This is a genomic window from Paenibacillus tyrphae, from assembly GCF_027925525.1.
Taxonomy (GTDB): Bacteria; Bacillota; Bacilli; order Paenibacillales; family NBRC-103111; genus Paenibacillus_G; species Paenibacillus_G tyrfis_B.
In genome coordinates, this window is record NZ_BSDJ01000002.1 from 112,476 (window position 1) to 132,846 (window position 20,371).

The 20,371-nt window shown below is 52.4% G+C and carries 9 protein-coding genes and 1 pseudogene; 3 read left to right on the plus strand and 7 right to left on the minus strand.

The annotated features are described in order from the left end of the window. Positions 1–16 precede the first annotated feature (16 nt). The 4 genes from QMG93_RS02575 to QMG93_RS02590 form a co-directional block, all read right to left on the minus strand. A complete protein-coding gene (locus tag QMG93_RS02575) occupies positions 17–9,169 on the minus strand; it encodes a non-ribosomal peptide synthetase (protein WP_281933330.1) in 9,153 nt (3,050 codons plus the stop codon). A gap of 575 nt (positions 9,170–9,744) precedes the next feature. After that, positions 9,745–10,641, minus strand: a complete 897-nt coding sequence (locus tag QMG93_RS02580; RefSeq protein WP_281933331.1) for a class I SAM-dependent methyltransferase — start codon at positions 10,639–10,641, stop codon at positions 9,745–9,747. Positions 10,642–10,831: 190 nt separating this feature from the next. Further along, positions 10,832–12,163, minus strand: a complete 1,332-nt coding sequence (locus QMG93_RS02585; protein WP_281933332.1) for a sensor histidine kinase — start codon at positions 12,161–12,163, stop codon at positions 10,832–10,834. Position 12,164: 1 nt separating this feature from the next. Next, positions 12,165–12,851, minus strand: coding sequence for a response regulator transcription factor (locus QMG93_RS02590; RefSeq protein ID WP_281933333.1), 687 nt, complete (start codon positions 12,849–12,851; stop codon positions 12,165–12,167). Between the two features lie 217 nt (positions 12,852–13,068). On the opposite strand from QMG93_RS02590, the gene QMG93_RS02595 reads away from it, so the two are divergent. From QMG93_RS02595 to QMG93_RS02605, 3 genes and pseudogenes are all read left to right on the plus strand, one after another. Beyond that, complete coding sequence (locus QMG93_RS02595) at positions 13,069–14,103, plus strand: DJ-1/PfpI family protein (RefSeq protein WP_281933334.1); 1,035 nt, start codon at positions 13,069–13,071, stop codon at positions 14,101–14,103. A 51-nt stretch (positions 14,104–14,154) separates the two neighbouring features. Then, positions 14,155–14,805: pseudogene (locus tag QMG93_RS02600) on the plus strand (DUF2306 domain-containing protein). A gap of 39 nt (positions 14,806–14,844) precedes the next feature. Beyond that, positions 14,845–15,654, plus strand: a complete 810-nt coding sequence (locus tag QMG93_RS02605) for a DJ-1/PfpI family protein (protein ID WP_281933335.1) — start codon at positions 14,845–14,847, stop codon at positions 15,652–15,654. Between the two features lie 106 nt (positions 15,655–15,760). Here QMG93_RS02605 and QMG93_RS02610 read toward each other — a convergent pair whose 3' ends face one another. The 3 genes from QMG93_RS02610 to QMG93_RS02620 all read right to left on the minus strand — a co-directional run bounded on the left by QMG93_RS02610 (position 15,761) and on the right by QMG93_RS02620 (position 20,340). Next, on the minus strand, positions 15,761–16,147 hold the full coding sequence (locus QMG93_RS02610) for a hypothetical protein (protein WP_281933336.1): 387 nt from the start codon (positions 16,145–16,147) through the stop codon (positions 15,761–15,763). Between the two features lie 270 nt (positions 16,148–16,417). Beyond that, complete coding sequence (locus QMG93_RS02615; protein ID WP_281933337.1) at positions 16,418–19,438, minus strand: WG repeat-containing protein; 3,021 nt, start codon at positions 19,436–19,438, stop codon at positions 16,418–16,420. Then, complete coding sequence (locus tag QMG93_RS02620) at positions 19,435–20,340, minus strand: LysR family transcriptional regulator (protein WP_281933338.1); 906 nt, start codon at positions 20,338–20,340, stop codon at positions 19,435–19,437. The genes QMG93_RS02615 and QMG93_RS02620 overlap by 4 nt, the downstream gene beginning before the upstream one ends. Positions 20,341–20,371: the final 31 nt, after the last annotated feature.

The following is a 20,371-nucleotide window of genomic DNA, read 5'->3' on the forward strand; positions in this document are numbered from 1 at the left end:
TTCGGTAAAATCCATCTCAGAAAACGATATCGATGGTTACTTCCGGATTTTCCAGCCGCGCCGTCAGACCGTTCGATGAAATGTCCTTTAATTGAATCTCAGGCTGTTCACAAATCCGGGAGATAACGGTCAAGAAGTCTTCGGCAAAATTGTCGATCAGGTTTCGGGTAAACAGCTTCGTGCCATATTCAAAATGACCTCTCATCCCCTCGTTTTCGATCATAATTTCTAAGGTCAAATCGAATTTGGCGACCGCCTTCGTCTGGATAAAGGGTTCCATGGTTAGCTCTCCAAACCGGTTAATCTGCTCTTCCTTGGTTTCCATGACAAACATCGTGTCGAATACCGGATGGCGGCTTAAGTCCCTGGACACCCTTACTTGATCTACCAATTCTTCGAACGGGTAGTCCTGATTTTCATAGGCCCCCAGCATCGTTTCCTTAAGTTCCTCCAGATAAGACAGGAACGTCTTTTCTCCGGCAGGATAGCTGCGGATAGCCAGCGAATTGACGAACATCCCGATCAGCGGTTCCGTATCCGCATGGGTTCTGCCCGAAACCGGCGTGCCTACGATGATGTCTTGCTGCCTTGAATATTTATGCAGCAGAATTTTGTATACTGCCAGCAACACCATAAAGAGCGTCGCTCCGGTGACTTCAGCAATTCGCTGCAGTCCCTCGCTTTTCAGCTCGTCAATGCTAAAATCAACCGCGTCGCCCTCATAGCTGCGAACAGCCGGTCTGGCAAATTCGAACGGCAATTCCAGCTGCGGCAGCTCGCCGCCCAGCAGGTTCGTCCAATAAGCTTCCTGCTGCCGGATTCGTTCGCGCTGCGCATCAGACTGCTGCCATGCGACGTAGTCCTTATACTGGATGCGCAGAGGCGCCAGCTCCTCCCCGCTGTACAAGCGGAGCAGCTCTTCGAGCAAAATGCCCGTGGACACGCCGTCAGAGATGATATGATGAATGTCGAACATCAGGATATGACGTTCCGGCGTCAGCTCGATCAGGCCGACACGCAGCAGCGGAGGACACTCCAGATCGAAGACGCGGACGAACCGCCCGGCGATCTCCTCGGCTTCCTCTTCGCTCGCCCGCATGTACTCTACCGCAAACTCCACCTGCGGATGGACCCGCTGCATCGGCTCGCCGTTCACGATTTCGAAGCCGGTACGCAAAGTTTCGTGGCGCGCAATCAATCCGCGCAGCGCCGTTTCGAACCGGTCCCGGTCCAACGCTCCCGACAACACCATCATTCCCGACATGTTGTAGCTGAGCTCCGCTCCTTCCATCTGCTGCTGGATGTACAGACGCTTTTGAACGGAAGACAATAGGTAATAGTCGCGTTCTTCGATCCGGGGAATGGAAGCGTGCTCCTGTTCCTCCATCCGGGCAATCACCCGAGCCATTCCTTCGACCGTAGAATAACGGAAAACGTCCCGCAGCGGAAAATCAACATTCACCTCCATACGCACCTTGTTGACCAGCATCGTAGCACGCAAGGAATGTCCGCCAATGTCAAAGAAATCGTCCTTAACTCCGACCTTCTCCAGCCCAAGCACTTTTTGCCAGATGCCGACCAGCTTCGCTTCCAGCGGCGTGCGTGGCGCGGTGTATTCCGAGCCGATGTCTGCATTTCCTTCCGGAGCGGGCAGCGCCTTGCGGTCAATCTTTCCGTTTGGAGTTAGCGGCAGCCGTTCCATTTGTACAAAGTACGACGGAATCATATAGTCCGGCAGCTCTTGAGACAGCGCACTTCGCAGGTCGCCTGCTTGCAGCCTAGCCTTGGCCGCAAAGTACGCGCACAGCGCCTTCTGTCCGTTGCCGTCCTCCCGGACGACGACCGCCGCTTCCCGCACAGCTTCAACCTTCAGCAGTTGCGACTCCACTTCGCCAATCTCGATCCGGTAGCCCCGGATTTTCGCCTGATGGTCGATCCGCCCGATAAAGTCCACGTTGCCGTCCGCCATCCAGCGCGCCAGATCGCCTGTGCGGTACAGCCGTTCCCCGGGGACGAACGGGCTGTCCACGAACTTTTCTTCCGTCAGCTCCGGGCGATTTAAATACCCACGGGCCACGCCAACGCCGCCGATGCACAGCTCGCCCAATACCCCCACCGGTACCGGATTCAGGTGAGCATCCACGATGTAGAACCGGGCGTTCAGCCACGCCTTGCCGATCGGTACATTTCCCGCCTCCGGCAGCTTGGCAAGCGGCTCATCGTAGAAGCTCGAATCGATTGCCGCCTCCGTTACGCCGTACGCGTTGATGATTCTAAACTGCGAGCCGTAGCGCTCCTGCAGCAGCCGGTAATCCGTTGCGCTGCAGCTGTCCGAGCTTGTGATAAGCAGCTCCATCGAGCTCATGTCGAGGCCTTGCTCCGCCACATAGTCCATAAATGGCACGATCAGCGCAGGCGTCGATTCGAAGATTGTAATCTCGCAGTCGCGAATCCAGCCGTACAAACGGGCCGGATCGATCCGGTCGTCCTTCGGACAGATGACCATCGTGCCTCCGTTGTACAACGTCCGCGCGATATCCCCGACGAATACGTCGAAGGAGAAGCTCGCCAATTGCAGCAGCCGCACCGGGAACTGATCCAACCGATACTCCCGGCGGTAAGCCGCCGCCGTATTGACCAGACTGCGGTGCTCGATCATGACGCCTTTTGGCCGTCCCGTCGTTCCCGACGTGTAAATCACATACGCCAGATTATGCGGCTCGCAAACGTCGGGCCCATCATTCCCATAATGAAGCCCGTTCTCCGCAGCTCCGCCGTACGACTGCTCATCATCCAGATAAAGCACGCTAAGCAGCGCCGGGCCTTCCTCCAGCCACGCTTGAGCACGCTCATGCAGATGGGTTTGCGTCAGCAGCACCGTAGCCCCGCTGTCCTCCAGCATAAAACCGATCCGGTCGGACGGATAATCCGGATCAAGCGGCACATACGCGCCTCCCGCCTTCCAAACCCCCATGACGCCGACCAGCAGGTCCACCGAACGGTCCGCCAAAATGCCGACGATCGACTCCCGTCCGATGCCGGCCGAACGCAGCGTGCTCGCCAGCCGGTTCGCCCGTTCGTTCAGCTCCCGGTACGTCAGCTGCTTGTCCTCGTACCGCACCGCCGCCGCTTCCGGGGTCCGCGCCGCCTGCTCCTCGAACAGCCGGTGGAACGTCTTCTCCGGCGGCGGCTCCGGGATCGCCGGGTTGAACCGTTCCATAATTTGCTCTTTTTCCGAGTCGGTAAGCAGCTCCAACTCGTCCAAGCAAATGCTCGGATTGGCTGCAACCTGCTCCATCATCCGGGCGAAGTGGCCGAACAGCTGTCGGACGCCCGTTTCGTCGAACGTCAGCGCATTGTAGCTGAAACGAAACAGAATTCGCTCGTTCGGTATCACAGTTACGTCAAAGTCATAGTTCGTTTGCTCCGGCGCCTGAATATTGGAGATGGATAGAGCTTCTTTGCCCCCTCCGACCAGATGTTCGATCCGTTGCTCCGCCGGGTAGTTTTCGAACACCAGAATATGGTTGATCAAGTCCCGCTTCTGCTCACTCAGCGCTTGAATCTCGTACAGCGGGAACGTATCGTAGGCACCTGAGGTCAGCGCCTGCTCTTGCGTTCTTCTCATCACATCGGCAAACGAATCTCCCGCTTCGCTTTGAATGCGCACCGGAATCGTATTGATAAACAGGCCGATCATGCTCTCCACGCCCGGAATATCCGCCGGACGACCCGACACGACGCAGCCGAACACGGCATCTCTGCTGTTGTTATAGGCCTGCAGTAAGAGTCCCCAAACGGTCTGAATGAGCGTATTGACCGTCACCTGGTTCTGTCTGGCCGCCCGTTCGATCCGCTCGCTCAGCTCCTCGCTGAGCTCAAGGTCCAGCTCAACCGGAACGTAGTCCTCCGGCTTGGACTGCGATTTCGCTTGAGGCAGCGCCGTCTGCTGCTCGTAACCGGCCAAATACCCGCTCCAGTAATTTGACGCCGCATGCACATCCTGCTTTTCCAGCCATTCGATAAACCGGGCGAACGGCGTAACCGGAGCCAGCTCTGGCTGTCTTTGTTCCTGATACGCAAAGTAGCTGTCGAACACTTCCTTGATCATGGAGAACATGCACCAGCCGTCCATCAGAATATGGTGATGACTCCAAATGACATGATGAACTTGCTCCCCGGTGCGCAAAACCGCCACCCGCATGAGCGGGTCCCGGGCCAAATCAAACCCTCTGGCCTTGTCGGCATCCGCAAAGTCAATGGCATATTGCCGGCGTTCCGCCCGCGGCATCCCGCTCACATCTTCGTAATGAAGCTCGCAGCTCCGCTCGCGGAAAATGACCTGCACCGGCTCGTCCTTCCAGCCGCTTATATAATTGGCCCGCAGCGCCTCATGCCGCTGAACCAGCAAATTCAAGCTTCGTGAGAACGACTCCACGTCGAAGCTTCCCTGCAGATCGAATGTCACCTGCTCGAAATACGCTCCCGATTGGGCGTCCATCATATTGTGGAACAGCATCCCTTTCTGCATCGGGGTCAGCGTATATACGTTTTCGAGCTCGCCGATCGGCGAGGCAAGCTTCGCCAACTGCTCGAGCTCTTCCACCGTCAGTCCATTCAGCAGGACGTCGCTCGGCGTCAGTTCGGGCCGTTCTTTCGTCAGGCAGTGCGCGATCACTTCCCGTAAGCTCGACTGGAGCAGTGCACCGAGCCGCTCCACCGTTTCCCGGCGGTACTGGGTCGTGCCGTACCGGATGGTCAATTCCAAAGCGCCTTCCGAAACCATGCCGTTCATGTCCAGCGCAAAATCCATCGTCGCGTTCCTGCTGACGTCCGAACCGGTGGAGTACGGAGAAGGCTTCATTCCGTTGCTGTCATAGTCCTGATCGAACTGACCCAAATAGTTAAAGCTGATTTCCGGCTCCAGAACAAAACGCTCGCCCTCTTGCGGAGCGGACAAATATCTCAGGATACCGTAGCCGATTCCCTTGTTCGGTATGCGGCGCAGCCCTTCCTTAACCTGCTTGATCTGCTGCGAAACGGTATGGCCCTGGCCTGTCTCCAGCACGATCGGAAATTGGCTCGTGAACCAACCTACTGTGCGCGTAATGTCGACATCCTTCACGATGTCTTCCCGCCCGTGGCCTTCCAGATTCACAAGCACCCGGTTGAGCCCGGTCCACTGGCGCACGGCCATGCCCAGCGCGGCAAGCAGCAGATCGTTCATCTCCGTATTGTAGGCGCGATGCGCCTGCTTCAAGAGCTGTTCCGTTTCTGGTGCCGTCCATCTTACGGTCACTACATCGCTGTCTTCGAGCAGCGACTTGCCCTGCTCGTAATCTTTAGGCAGCGGGACATTCCCGGCTTGTTCGATCACCTGCCAGTACGTCCGTTCGGACTGCATCGCCGGACTATTGGCATGGAGGGACAGTTGTTCGGCCCACGTCCGGAACGAATCCGTTTTGTGCGGAAACCGGATCGCTTGACCGCTTAAAGCCTGTTCATAGCCCGTAGCCAGGTCTTCGAACAAAATGCGCCAGGACACGCCATCCACGACCAGATGATGAATGGCGATCAACAGATGGTCGCCATCCGCGCAGCGGAACAGACCCAGCTTTACGAGAGGTCCGTTTTCAAGGTCGATGCTGCCTTGAATTTCGTTCGCCTTTGCTTCAATCGCTGCAGCGCGGTCCTCGGTGCCGGTCAAGTCCACGACTTCCAAGCTGTACAGCTCGCCTTCGTCGATTCCCCGGTTCCAGGCCGCGTAGACGCCATTTTCGGTTTTCCGGTATACCGTACGCAGCGCGTCGTGATGCTCGACAATCTTCTTCATCGTCTGGCGCAGCGCCGCTTCATCGAAGCCTTGCTGACGGTACTGCATAAAGGATTGGTTGCTGTGATGCGGGTCAGCCGGATTTTGCTCGAAGAACCACCGCTGAATCGGCGTCAGCTTCACGTCGCCCGTCACTTCTTCCTGGCTCGCAATTTTGCCGGCAGCCTGAAGATGCGGACTGAGCTGCGTGATCGTCGGATAATGGAACAAATCCCGCATGACCAGCTTGTAGCCGGCCTGGAGAAGCCGCGAAGACACCTGCAGCGCTTTGATCGAGTCGCCGCCGAGCGCAAAGAAGTTATCCAGAATCCCGACCCTGTCTGTGCCCAGCACGGATTGCCATACGGAAGCCAGTGCTTGCTCCGCCGCCGTACGGGGCGCCGCATATTTCGCCCCTACTTGAACGCTTCCCTCCGGCTCAGGGAGCGCTTTGCGGTCTACCTTACCGTTAGGCGTAAGCGGCAGCTGCTCCAGGTGCATCAGGCGCGCAGGAACCATATGCGTTGGCAGGCTTTGTTCCAGATACGCCTGCAGCTCGTCCAGTCTGAACTCCTGCTCCGCGACCGCGTAGCCGCACAAATATTTTTGTCCGCGCTCATCGGTCCAATCGGTTACGACGGCCTGACGAACTCCAGCGAAACGCAGCATCGCGGTCTCAATCTCGCCCAGTTCGATCCGGTAACCGCGAATCTTAACCTGATAGTCGATCCGCCCGATAAAGTCCACGTTGCCGTCTTCCATCCAGCGCGCCAGATCGCCTGTGCGGTACAGCCGTTCCCCGGGGACGAACGGGCTGTCCACGAACTTTTCTTCCGTCAGCTCCGGGCGATTTAAATACCCACGGGCCACGCCGACGCCGCCGATGCACAGCTCGCCCAATACCCCCACCGGTACCGGATTCAGGTGAGCATCCACGATATAGAACCGGGCGTTCAGCCACGCTTTGCCGATCGGTACATTTCCCGCCTCCGGCAGCTTAGCGAGCGGCTCGTCATAGAAGCTCGAATCGATTGCCGCCTCCGTTACGCCGTACGCGTTGATGATTCTAAACTGCGAGCCGTAGCGCTCCTGCAACAGCCGGTAATCCGTTACGCTGCAGCTGTCCGAGCTTGTGATCAGCAGCTCCATCGAGCTCATGTCGAGACCTTGCTCCGCCACATAGTCCATAAATGGCACAATCAGCGCAGGCGTCGATTCGAAGATCGTGATCTGTCCGTCACGAATCCAGTCGTATAAACGGACCGGATCGATTCGGTCGTCCTTCGGACAGATGACCATCGTGCCTCCGTTGTACAACGTCCGGGCAATGTCCCCGACGAATACGTCGAAGGAGAAGCTCGCCAATTGCAGCAGCCGCACCGGGAACTGATCCAACCGATACTCCCGGCGGTAAGCCGCCGCCGTATTGACCAGACTGCGGTGCTCGATCATAACGCCTTTTGGCCGTCCCGTCGTTCCCGACGTGTAAATCACATACGCCAGATTATGCGGCTCGCAAACGCCGGGCCCATCGTTCCCATGATGAGGCCCGTTCTCCCCATCTCCACCGTACGACTGCCCATCGTCCAGGCACAGCACGTCATGCAGCGCTGCTCCTTCCTCCAGCCACGCTTGGGCGCGCGCTCTCAGATGGGTTTGCGTCAACAGAACCGTAGCCCCGCTGTCCTCCAGCATAAACCCGATGCGGTCGGACGGATAATCCGGATCAAGCGGCACATATGCGCCTCCCGCCTTCCAAACCCCCATGACGCCGACCAGCAGGTCCACCGAACGGTCCGCCAAAATGCCGACCATCGACTCCCGCCCGATGCCGGCCGAACGCAGCGTGCTCGCCAGCCGGTTCGCCCGTTCGTTCAGCTCCCGGTACGTCAGCTGCTTGTCCTCACACCGCACCGCCACCGCTTCCGGGGTCCGCGACGCCTGCTCCTCGAACAGTTGGTGGAACGTCTTCTCCGGCGGCTGCTCCGGGATCGCCGGGTTGAACCGGGTCAAAATCTTATGCCGCTCTTCCTCGTTCAGCATGGACAGCTCGCGTACTGTCTGATGCGGATGGTGCATGATTTGTTCAATAATCGCGATAAGCTGCCCGGCCATGCGCCGTATTTCATGCTCTTCGAACAATTGAACGCGGTAATCGATATTCAATTCGATTCGCCGGTCATCGACCATGTCGACGACGTGTATGGCGAAATCCCCCACTTCATGCCCGCAAAAACTGCTGTTTTGCAGCACGCTGAGATTTTCGAAGTGCGACCAGCTAAGCGGCAAATATTCAATATCCACACGGAATAACTCCGGAACATCCTGCTGCTTGTTGCGTTTCCTTAAATCCTGAATGAGTTGGTTATACGGATATTTCTGATGGCGCAGATTCGACTTTTGCTCTTTGGAGACATGATGCAGAAACGATAAGGCGCTCTGATCTGGATCGAGCAGGATTCTGGCCGCCACCGTACTGACAAACATCCCCAGGGTGTCTTTTTCTTGCTTCGACGTCCGGTTGGCATAAATCGTTCCTACCGTCAGGTCCTGATTTCCCGTAACTTTATGAAGAAGAATATATAAGGATGACAAAAACAACGTAAAGATACTGATCTTCTGCTGTTCGGCGAAGTTTTGTAACCGCTCGTATCGTTCCCGGGCAACGACAGCCGTCGTCCGTTTGGCCTCCGTGCTTATGGCATACGGCGTACTCGGCTTCATTGCCGTTATTTCCGAGAACGATTCGAACTTGTCCAACCAATAGGATTTGTCTTTCTGGTACCGCTCCGAACGCTCGTATTCCTGCTCTGCATAAATATAATCGAGATAGGAGCTTTTGGCTTTCGGGGCCTGCCCGGTTCCGTTCAGAAGCTCGATATAGTTTTGAATGACCGTATTGCAGATGATATGCGAGGCCACGCCATCCGCTATAATGTGGTTGATTTTCAGGTTAAACCAATGCTCTTCGTTGTTGATGTTAAACACGCAAAAATGATACAGCTTCTCATCGAAAATGCTGATCGGGATTTTATTAAAACGCTCCAGCCACTCCTTGGCTTCCTGGTCGTCCCTCATTTCCAAGTAATCGCACTCCGGGACAATGTTCGATTCATTCTCGAACCATTGCATGGGCTGAGCGGTATCGGCAGAAGACGCAATTCGGATACGGAAAGCATCGTGTTCTTTAATTAGTTTATAAACAGCCTGTATCAAAACAGAAGTATGGACGGCCCCCCGCATGTATAAAGTTCCTGCGATGTTTCCCACCGTCGTATTCGGATACATCATTTCCATATTCCATATTCTTCGCTGCGCTTGAGTCAAAGGCAATCGTTTGTTCGTATTCTCGCTCACATTGACACTCTCCTAATTGATATTCATTTTATGGATGGAAGTGCAACCACTGGAACAAGGCGACAAATCGCCGCGTACGATCAACATATGATAGGTTTTCTGTAGAGGCAATCGTGGGAAATGTTTCTCGAATTTCTTCGGAGGCAAGAAAAAAAGGGATTCTCGCTAGTCTGGGGATCTATGAAATGTGATGTCTCGATAGCCGACAAAGTTCCCGGCATCCATTCAATATTTATGCGGACGAATTATACATCAGATTACAATTAGCCCACTAATTGTTCATTATATCTAAATTATGGTTATATTTCATGGTAATTTAGACCTTATTTTGCCATTTGATGTATATCATGGATATCACTATTTAGTGGTTCCAAGATACCGAATTAACTAGAACAAAAGTTCTATAAGAACTCCTCATTTTCCCAAAAATGAAGCCTGCCTGGCTGTAAAATCAAGCACATAATTTTCAGCATCGCAGCGATCCGTCAACATGAGATAAAACAAAAAAAGCCGCAATGTATGCGGCATTTCAGAAGATAAATAACTATTCGCGTAATTCCGCGGTTTTCTCCTCTTTACACACTATTTCTGGTGTACATGTTCTGATCCTGCAATCGAATCAGAACTTTGCCAAATCGACCCCCCTGCCGGATTCCCACCTTGTCCGACGGATAAGTCCGTGCCAAATACTCGGTGACGATTTGCCGGTTTCGATCATCCGCAGGCAGACCCAAAATTTTAAGCCAGTCCATAGCCTCCATGAGCGCCGTTTCTCTGGATACCTCCCTGGTTTTCATCTCCCGGGTGATCAGCGACTCATAGGAGTAGCCTTTAAGATACAACAAATGTTGCAAATAAGCCATCTCCAGATGCTCGGTTTTCTGAGGCTGATCGGTGACCAAAGTCCAAATCTCGTTCACCAGACTGTGCTCTCTGGAGCCGGCAGCCAGACTGATATAGCAGAACCGACGCGCGCAGCTGAGCACCTTCTCCACACTCTCCCAATCGACGATAACCGGGCACATGGAGACAAATACCAAATCAAAGGCTTTCTCCCATCCCTTTGCCTGAATATGAATGTTTTCGAACGGCTCCGTCACCAGCTCAACCTTCCCGTTTGTTAATCCCGTCACATTTTCTTTCAGGAGTTCTGCCAAAGGGAGAGATGGCTCTACGGAAGTAACGCGGGCCCCTCTTTCCGCGAATGGCACTGTAAATCCGCCCGAAGCCGCACCAATGTCTAGAATGGATATTTCGTTGAATGTCACACCCTGTCCTTCCAGCCAATTCATAATCCGTTTAGTTCTTTGTCTGCCTTCCTCGCTAAAAGCCTCATCGTTGAATGACTTTGCCTTATGGTCAAAAACGCGAACTGCATCCATGCCGGCTTTTTTCATCTTGTTGACTGCGGTCTGCGTATCTTCCTTCCAAGCTTTTTCCCAGACGGTTTCGTTGAAAAAATCGTTCAACATGTTCATATCCCCTCTCATTTATTTTCTGAAATTATCTGCTTTCCGTGACTTGGGGTTGATGACAGCCCTTACCGCCCTTACTAATTATAGATATTATATATCTACAATATATGTTATGTTTCCATTTGTCAACGGCTATACCATATTTTTTCCAAAGGTCCGATATTCCGCAAGAAAAAAAGAAGCGAGTCTAGTCCTGATTGTTTGCAGGTATCCAACCACTCAGCAGAGCCCCACCCTCCGAATGGTTACCTGCGGCAAGTTCCCCTCCGTGACGCCTAATAACTCTCCGTGAAATCGTCAACCCTAGCCCGCTGCCTCCGGTCGAGCGATTCCTGGATTGTTCACCTCGATATAAAGGTTCAAAAACCCGCTGCAGTTCTTCCGATGAGAAGCCCGGCCCTGTATCACGTATCGTAAACTTTACGCAATCATGATCTATATAACATTGAACAACAATTTCACCATAGGAGGGTGTATGCCTGACGGCATTATCCAAAAGGTTATTGATAGAACGTTCCAATAAGTGCATGTCACCGCTAATGAAGCAGTCGTCTGCAGCATAGTTCAAAATCGAGATGTGCTTTTGCCGAGCTAGCGGACTTAGACTATCGATCGATTTCTGGAGTATGCGTTTGAAATCAATCGTCTTGCTGTGAAGCTTCATCTCCAAATACTCCATCTTGGTAAATGTGAAAAGGTCCTCTACCAGCCGGTCCAATTGCGTCGATTTTTCCTTACACACCGCCAAATATTTTGTAATTTTCTCCGGAGATTGAGCAATTCCTTGCTCAAGACCATCCAAATAACCTCGTAAGGCGAACAACGGAGTTCGTAAATCATGCGCGACAGCGCCGATTACGAATCGACGCTCTTCTTCCAATTCCGCTTGTTTCCGAAAAGATTGTTGAAGCCCCTTCACCATGACTTCGAATCCATCGCGTACTTCAGAGATTTCGGTGATCCTGGACCGAGGCAGCTTCACATCCCAATCTCCTGCGGCGATTTGTCTGGCTGCAAAGCTCATCCTTTCGAGGGGCTTAAGAAGGAATCTTCGCATGGCAACAGCGATAATAAAGAAAGCGAGCAATACTCCGGCAACCACCGCAATGATCTGAACCGTATTGGACTTCGGTAGGGAAATGACGACCTTACCGAGTAAATGACCGTCCGCTATGACGGAGAACCGTTCAATTGTCGACATTGCGCCATCGAGCTCCGGATTAGACCGATAAATTTCCTGATCTGACGCAGATACAATAGCCGCCTCCATCTTCGCTTGCCGCAATTGGCTATGCAATTCGTTTTGCCAATTCGGGTCCCTCCATTTGTCCGAGTTGGTTTCGATCAGATGTATGATTTCGGTCAAATGTCTTTGCAGAAGCTCGTCTTGCGGTTGACTTTTTGTGAAGCTGAGCGTTTTCGTCTCCATGAAGTGAGCCGTAACAAAGAAGATCCACGGCACGAGCTGTATGAAGAAAAAGCACAGCAAAGTAAACGTACGAATACGAAGCGTTCTCATGTTATCCTCCCTCGAAGCGATACCCTACTCCCCATACGTTGACCAAGTATTGCGGATGGTTCGGATCGGATTCGATTTTTTCGCGAAGTCGACCGAGATACACCCGAATCGTATGCTTATCGCCCACCCCGTCCCAAAATTTTGCAAGTATTTGTTCGTAGGTAAAAACATGTCTGGGGTGTTCGACAAATAATCGAAACAACGCATATTCCTTCGGCGTGAGCACTACATTCTTCCCATCCACGATCACTTCTCTTGTGGACAGATTCAGCTTGATCCGGCCAAAATCCAAGACTCTTCCATCCGTTTGATGCTGAGAAGCGAAACGCCGCAATACCGCTTTGACCCTGGCTACAATCTCACCCGGTGAAGCGGTTTTGACGATATAATCATCGCCGCCGAGCGTCAGCCCTCGAATCTTGTCCACATCATCGCTGCGTGCGCTCAAGAAAAGGATCGGAACGTTGCTCTCCGCCCGAATCCGGCGGCATAACTCGAATCCGTTTTCTCCCGGCATCATGATGTCAAGAACGATGCAATGAATGGAACTCTGTTGGAATACAGCCCACGCTTGAGCAGTATCACAAGCGGTTATCACGTGAAAATTTTCGTATTCTAAAAAGTCTCTCAAAAGGTCGACGATACTCTGGTCGTCGTCTACAACCAGTATCGTATTAACTTCGCTCATGAATATCCCACCTTCGAATTCTAGTTTAGCATCTTTTCCGCAAGAAGCTAACGAAACGATCTGATTTGTGATGATTTGTTTATTGTTTTGTGACCTTTTTACAACTTCGTTTGAGATATTCGTTTGTTACAATTTTCCTTGCGAACACGGATGGCTAATACCGGGTCATGACGCGTCTCGTCCTACGCAGAAACGGATAAAGGAGGAAGATTTACTGATGTTAACGGTTCAAATTGTACTTTTTGACGGCTTCGACCTTCTGGATGCCATTGCACCTTACGAAGTTTTTTGCGCCGCTGCCACGAATGCTGATAACGCGTTAAGCGTACAATTCGTCACCGCCGAAGGGCCGAGGACCGTGACTAGCGGCATCAACGGATTAATGCTTGAAGCAAGCGACAGATTGAATCCGGAACGTGCGGGCATCATTGTCGTGCCCGGCGCCGCGGGTGACGTCCAAGGAGATGGCCCCGATTCCATTCCGGCTATTCTGGCCCGGGCCATGAACACGGAATTGACCGGTATGATTAGGCAGGCACTCGCGCAAAAAGACATCGTAGTCGCCACGGTATGCGGCGGCTCCCTGCTGCTGGCCATGGGAGGGCTCCTGGAAGGCAGACCGGCGGTAACCCATCATCTGGGCATGAGTGTACTTGAAGCAACCGGAGCCATTCCCGTCTCGGCGCGCGTCGTGGACGATGGCAACCTGGTTAGCGGCGGCGGCGTAACTTCGGGACTCGATGTAGCGCTGTATCTGGTGGAACGTGAGCTTGGACCGCGTATCGCGCTCGCAGTAGAACAGTTGTTCGAATTTGAACGGAGGGGGACGGTTTGGAGAGCAACAGGAATGGCACCTGTCCGTCCAAAAACATGGACAGGCGACGAACCGAGCATTGCGGCGGACAAAGCACCCATGACTTATGACACTTCGGATAACAAACTCACACCGGCATCGGTCTTCGAAGGGGATTGGGATACGACAATCGCTACGCCAGTTGGGAAAATGCAGGTTAAGCTCTCCATCTCAACAAACAATGGGGTGATCCAAGGCAAGGCCACTCAAGGGAATGAGACGGTAGCGTTGTTGAACCCCGCCCTTCAGGATAGCAAGCTTACTTGGTCGCTGCAAATCACGAAACCGATGCGCTTGAATCTGAAATTCGAAGTTGCCACCGATGGAGATCACATGACCGGAATCGCCGAGGCCGGCATGCTGCCGGCATCCAAATTAACAGGTCATCGCGTTTCCTAGCCCGGAACTGTGTATTGGTCATAAAAATGAAGCCACGGGGGTTCGGAGCACATGAAAAAACGGAAACGATTATCCGGCCTTTTGACCGGTATCACGATTTTATTTATCCTTTACGCCTTGGTGAACAATTATATTATCGATCCCGGAGCCGAGAGCTTTTTAAGCCATAAAACCGGACTCAAACGCGTGCTCCATCTCCCGGTCTGGTTAAACGTGATGTACGTTCATGTTGCATTTGCCTGCATTGCCATGGCGGCGGGGCTGCTCAACTTTTCCAACCGAGTCATGGAAAAAAGCCGCAAGTTCCATCGCATCAACGGCTACGTTTATTTGGTGTCCGTACTGATTGTCGTGCTGACTTCCGGATACATGGCGCCTTACGCCACCGGAGGAAAAATAAGCAGTATGGGATTCAATGCACTGAATGTTATATGGCTGTTTATTACAATAACGGCGCTCGTCCAAATCAAAATGAAACGGATCACCCGACACCGAAACTAGATGATCCGAAGCTACGCTTTTTGTTTTACGAACATGTTCATTCATCTCATCACCTTCCTGTTTCATCAGGGTTTCGGTCTTGTTTACGCTACCAGCTATACCATTGGCGTTTATGGCTCCATTGTGCTGCTGCTGGTTATTCCTGACGTCATCATTAGAATGAACGGTTCATCCGGGGAAGCTGCGGTTCCCCGTGCATGAGGTGGTCCACTCACCTCCAAACGAAAGGAATGGTTAAAGATGAAAAAATTTATTGGATTGCTCCTGTCGCTTGTTCTGGTGCTAAGTCTGGTTGCCCCGGCAGCAAGTGCGAAAGCACAAGAGAATCATGATGCGTTCAAGGACAAAAGTGTGCATGTTCAAATTGTACTATTCGATGGTTTCGATCTGCTGGACGCCTTGGCGCCATACGAAGTATTCGCTGCTGCGGGACTGTACTCGGGAGGAGCGGTTACGCTGGAATTGGTATCCGCAGAAGGCAAGCGTTCTGTCCCGAGCGGTATGAATGGGCCCGCCCTCGAAGCGCAAGCGGCGTTAGATCCGAATCGTCCGGGAATTATTTTGGTGCCCGGGGCTGCGGGTAAACCGGTGGGAAATTCGGAAGACGCCATTCCGAATATATTAGGGCGAGCCATGAAGACAGGCTTACCGGATTTGCTGAAGCAAGCTGTTGACAATAAGGAAGTTACTGTGGCTACCGTATGCGGAGGCTCATTGCTGCTTGCTATGAAAGGTTTGTTGAAAGATAGACACGCCGTAACCAACCATATGGGCATGGCTGCGTTAAAAGCTGCCGGCGCAATTCCGGTTGATGCAAGAGTCGTTGTAGACGGTCCTCGCCTCGTAAGCGGCGGAGGTGTGACTTCGGGACTCGACGTGGCCTTGTATTTGGTTGAGCGTGAACTCGGGCCCCAAATCGCGAATGCCGTCGAAAAGTTATTCGAGTACGAGCGAAGAGGTACGGTGTGGAAAGCGGAAGGCGTTGCGCCGATCGACTTTACGACGAGTCAGGAAGCGTCTAAAAAAGCACAACCGGCTGCTGCCATGTAAGGAAACCAAACTTGAGAAAAAGAAGTGCCCCGGAATCGGAATCCGGGGCATACGAACATAAATCTGCCGACCGCGCCCCGTTTCGGACCTTGCGAAAGTCATTGCCTCAACCGCCGGATCCGCTGACGCCGAAGGCGATCAAGCCGAGTGCAACCGTGTAAAGCATCCAGCCGGGATGACGGCCGCGTGTCGCCCAAAGGTTCACGAGAGCGCCATACAGGTAGGAACTGCCAACGAGCAGGCTAGTCGCAAGCCTTACGTCCTGCTCGAACCAGAGGGCAGAAGCGATCAAGGCTAGACCGCCGAGAAACCAGTTGAACGTACTGAACTGCAAGAGTGACGGCACGAGCTTTTTGACTAACGTTAGTTCGTCGGCGAGAGCAGATTTCGTTAGCGGCCTGATCATGAGCCGTTGGGTCAGACTGCCGTGAATCACCGCCACGCCACTTCCGATAAGCCCAGCCATCACCAAGGCTGCGTCTTGCCAATTCATATAAATCCCCCTCCCGCGCTTTAATTTAGACCGAAATTATTCGATCTTCCATGCATTCGTCGGCTTATTCTCATGATCGTTCTTTTAGTACGAATTCGTAATAAATGTAAAAAAAGAGACTGAAATTACTACGAATTCGTAATATATGTCTGAACTCAATTTAATACGTTTTCGTAGTAATGTCAATACTTTCATTTGACTGGACAGAAGATCCCCTCCAAGCAAACAGTAAGGGCCTTATCCTTTACCGTTTACTTAGAGGGGGTACGATCAGTGCATTGCACCAGGGTTTCTGTTGCTAACTTCAATTATCCGCTTAATCTGATCGGTCACCTTTCGGGAATACATCTGGTCGAATGTCTCAACGGGAATCTCTTGCGCCAGCAGCGGTCTGAGCACATTCGCCTCAAATTTATCCCAATCCTCCCGAGTGTAGGTAAAGGTGCCAAATCCTTTTCCGGGAGTAAAGTACATATACTCTTGACTATGATCATCCATCTGTGACAAGCCGCAGATCTGACAATGAACCTCCAGCCAGTACAATTCTTTCTGCGTCAAACGCTCCTCGAACTGCCGGCGAACTCCCCACACATCACTGATTAGCGAAAACACCCCTTGAATTTCCATAGGAGGCACAAGTTCCGGGTATATCCCGTGTACAAGGCCAGGCACCAGCATAAATTGACGAAGTGCATCCGGCAAGGCAAATCCTAATTCCTCTTCGGCCTTCGCAATCATTTCCTCCCTAAACGCAAGGGAAAGAATGGGCCCAAACTCCTTTTCCACGTGCGAGTTGAACTGGCTAAATGTTTCGTATGCCTTGTGGTACCGGGTCACTGCCTCCATAGCGGTTTCCTGTGCAGGTGCCTGTACATATTCTCGATCGACTTCACGGCTGCTTCTCAAAAAGGCCTGGTACTCTGCTGAGTTTATCGCTTTAGCCAGTCGAGGCTCGTCTCTCAGATATGGTGACCCGATGGTCTGCATCCGCTGAAGAAAAGCAAAGGCCTTCGCTTGCTCAGCGGGATCAAACTCACTCAGCTTCAGCAGCACAAGCGCTCGGGTGTCATAAAAATATTCAAGTACCGCTTCGCCCTCGTTCGGTTCCTTCGTTTTGAAACAAGCCTTTACATGTTCCCAGGCTGTCAGACATTCTTCTTTGGATGTGGCGTGCTCCATTAGCTCCCGTGCGAGCATATTATGGCAAGCGCGCAGCGTTTGGCGGGGTTCCGGCCGATAGTTGAATAACATCCTCGGGGAGATATAGGCAATCGCTTCACGGCAGGTCTCGAGCGCTTCTCCTACCCGCCCCAATGGATAAAGCGCATTCCGCTTGCAGTCATAGATCCAACTCATGTGCTCGACATCCACATCCGTGGAATCTGAGGCGAGCTCCTCCATTTGGAACGCCAAATCGAGAACTTCCTCATACTCCTCCGCATCCATATGAGCCTGTGCCTCTTTCACCAGCTTCTCAAACTGATCGAGATCGAAGGTCTTGTCATTTTCTTGGGTTTCTTCCTCGTTTGAATCGTATTCGTTCTCGTCATCCTCCTCATCGTATTCCAAATCCTCTCTGGTTCCTGCAGCAAGCCACAGCCGGTGGACGAAATCACCGTCGCCATATTCAGTGAACCATTCCAGCACCAGATACTTGCCGTTCACTTCCCACATCTTGCTAAGGTTGTTATCACCCCAGCGCAGCATGATGGAAGCATCGGGCAGCGGATCGCCAAAAGAATCGGAAAGACGCTCAGCGATCACTGTAAAATACTGTTCGAACGCGCTTCTTTCCCATTCTCCGAGAAAAGGGTAATGCCCGTAATGCTCCTCGCTCACATAGGTGCCGGCCAGGACCTCCATCGCGCCTCTTTTTTTATGCTCGTCGATTTCATCTTCATCCTCTTCCGATAGATCGTACACATCCCGTTCATACCAGCCATAGGGGTAAAAAACTCTAGGTTCCGCATCCAAGAGGGTTTGTGCGGCATCCGTAATATCTCCCTCCCAATACTGGATATCCTCAAAATGCTGGGCTGGCTGCCTGCACAAAAACGGTCTCTCCGTTAAAAATGTACCCTTCTCTCCTTCGTTTTGCCATGCGATTCTTCCCTCAGCATTGAATAGTCGCAATACACGCTCCTGCGGCTTCCCCGTCTCCTCTACCCGCAGTCTGCAAACTTCCCTTCCAGCCGCGTCCACGTAGACGACTTCGCCCTGCCGGACAAGAAACGGAGCCATTCCCTTGCCGCCATTAAAGCCCAGTACCCAGCCTTCATGATCCGTCAGCGGCTCCACATAAGGCATTTCCCGGAACTGGCCGTCCATTGTATGAATTCCCCATTTTTCCTCGTGAAGAACGACGCTGGCGCCACACTCATGAAAAGGATCGGCCCAAGCGTACTGTGGCGGGATCACCATCGTACCGGTACGATCGAAGAAGCCGATACCTCCGCCATAAGGCACATCTTGTTTTGCCAGCCCGCACACCATTTGGTCCGAAATCGACGTTCCCTCAATGATCACATCGCCCTTTGTATTGAGATAACCCTTTCTTATGTTCATCATATCGGTATAATCAGTGAAAAAAGCGAGCCCCTCTTCGTTGAACTCTTCGATACGTGAATAGGTCGGCTTCACGATCCATTCGCCTTGCGTATCGATCAGTCCCCATAGTTTACCTTTCCTTGCAGGGGCTATACCATCGCTTGTATACATGCTGACATCCGCAAATTGTGGGGCGATCACCATTTCGCCTTTCATATTGATAATCCCACAAGAGGAGCTTCCCTGATTTTTCACGGCAGCCAGACCGATCGGCGAAAAGAAGCCTGCCTCGTCAAACGGTCCTTCGATGACGACTTGTCCCGCACCATCGATATAAGCGTAACCATTGTGCAATCGAACCGCTGCCAAGCCTGCGCTAAATGGCAGCGCCTCCTCAAACTGGAGTTGGATTTTGACCTCGCCGTTCAAATCTACATAACCCCATAGCCCTTCTTTTTTGAATCTGGCCAAGCCATCCTCGCCAAAAATGCGCGCATCCTCCAAAATCGGCTCGATCAACCAGCGGCCGTTTTGATCCAGATACCCCCATTTTTCGTTTAGGTCCTGAGCTGCGGTTATGTAACCTCCCTTGCCATTTGAAGTAAAGTTATGTACTTTAAGCAAATTCGGCTCGCGAACAAGATTTCCGTTCACGTCAATCAGCGCATAACGTAGTCCGAGCGATTTTGCAAATGGAAAACGTACGACATAGGGCGGATGAAACACATTGCGATTTTCCGTCATGATAGCTTCTCCTCTGTGTTAAATAGTTTGGATAGCGCCTCAAAATATTGTACAACGACCTCGCGGAATTCCAGAGCAGCCCGCGAAATGTACCGGCTCTTGTGCCATAATAAAGCGATCTCCCGTACCAATTCGTGATCCTCTACCTGAAGATAGTGAATATCTTCCCGCGGATTCCTTGCCGTGCTTGGTATGAAGCCTATGCCAATCTCTGCTTCCACAAGAGCGCTTAGTCGGGCAGGCTCGTTTCCCTCATACACATATTTAGGCGTAAACCCAACCGATTTGCATACGGAGTCCACTAAATCGCGAGTGAGGTACCCTCTCTTTACACCGACAAACCATTCGTCCTTCAGTTCCGTCAAGGATACGCTGCTTCGGTCTGCCAGCCGATGCCCCTTTGGAACAGCTACAAGAATGGGATCGTAATACACGATTTGACATTCAATGTCATCCCCTTGTATAGGAGGCGAGGACAAGCAGAAATCGACCTCTCCTCGATGGAGAAGCGTAACCATTTCCTGTGTGGTCAGCATTTGCACGTGAAATTGGATATGGGGATGCTTTTTCCGAAACTCTCGAAGAATATTGGGCAGCTTGCTTGCGTTGGTCACCGCCAATTCGATTGTGCCATGCTCCGGGCTGGACAAATCGCTAAGCTCCTGCTTCCCCTGTTCCAATTCAAATAAAGCCCTTTCCGCACGACGAAGGAATCTGCTTCCGAACTCATTCAATCGCAGCTTCCTCCCTGTTCGATCGAATAGAGGAACCCCTAGATCCTCCTCCAGGCGTTGGATCGTTTTGCTTAGTGACGATTGAGTAACGTGCAGACTTCGTGCCGCTTCGGTCACATGCTCCAATCGAGCTACCGCGAGAAAATATTGCAATTGAAGAAGCTCCATCCTGCACCCTCCGTTCATTCCTTCGTGTCAA

What these genes read in the sequence shown, in the direction of transcription:
- QMG93_RS02595 (WP_281933334.1), top strand. Translation starts at nt 13,069, where the DNA reads ATGTTAACGGTTCAAATTGTACTTTTTGACGGCTTCGACCTTCTGGAT.
- QMG93_RS02585 (WP_281933332.1), bottom strand. Translation starts at nt 12,163, where the DNA reads ATGAGAACGCTTCGTATTCGTACGTTTACTTTGCTGTGCTTTTTCTTC.
- QMG93_RS02610 (WP_281933336.1), bottom strand. Translation starts at nt 16,147, where the DNA reads ATGAATTGGCAAGACGCAGCCTTGGTGATGGCTGGGCTTATCGGAAGT.
- QMG93_RS02590 (WP_281933333.1), bottom strand. Translation starts at nt 12,851, where the DNA reads ATGAGCGAAGTTAATACGATACTGGTTGTAGACGACGACCAGAGTATC.
- QMG93_RS02620 (WP_281933338.1), bottom strand. Translation starts at nt 20,340, where the DNA reads ATGGAGCTTCTTCAATTGCAATATTTTCTCGCGGTAGCTCGATTGGAG.
- QMG93_RS02580 (WP_281933331.1), bottom strand. Translation starts at nt 10,641, where the DNA reads ATGTTGAACGATTTTTTCAACGAAACCGTCTGGGAAAAAGCTTGGAAG.
- QMG93_RS02605 (WP_281933335.1), top strand. Translation starts at nt 14,845, where the DNA reads ATGAAAAAATTTATTGGATTGCTCCTGTCGCTTGTTCTGGTGCTAAGT.
- QMG93_RS02615 (WP_281933337.1), bottom strand. Translation starts at nt 19,438, where the DNA reads ATGACGGAAAATCGCAATGTGTTTCATCCGCCCTATGTCGTACGTTTT.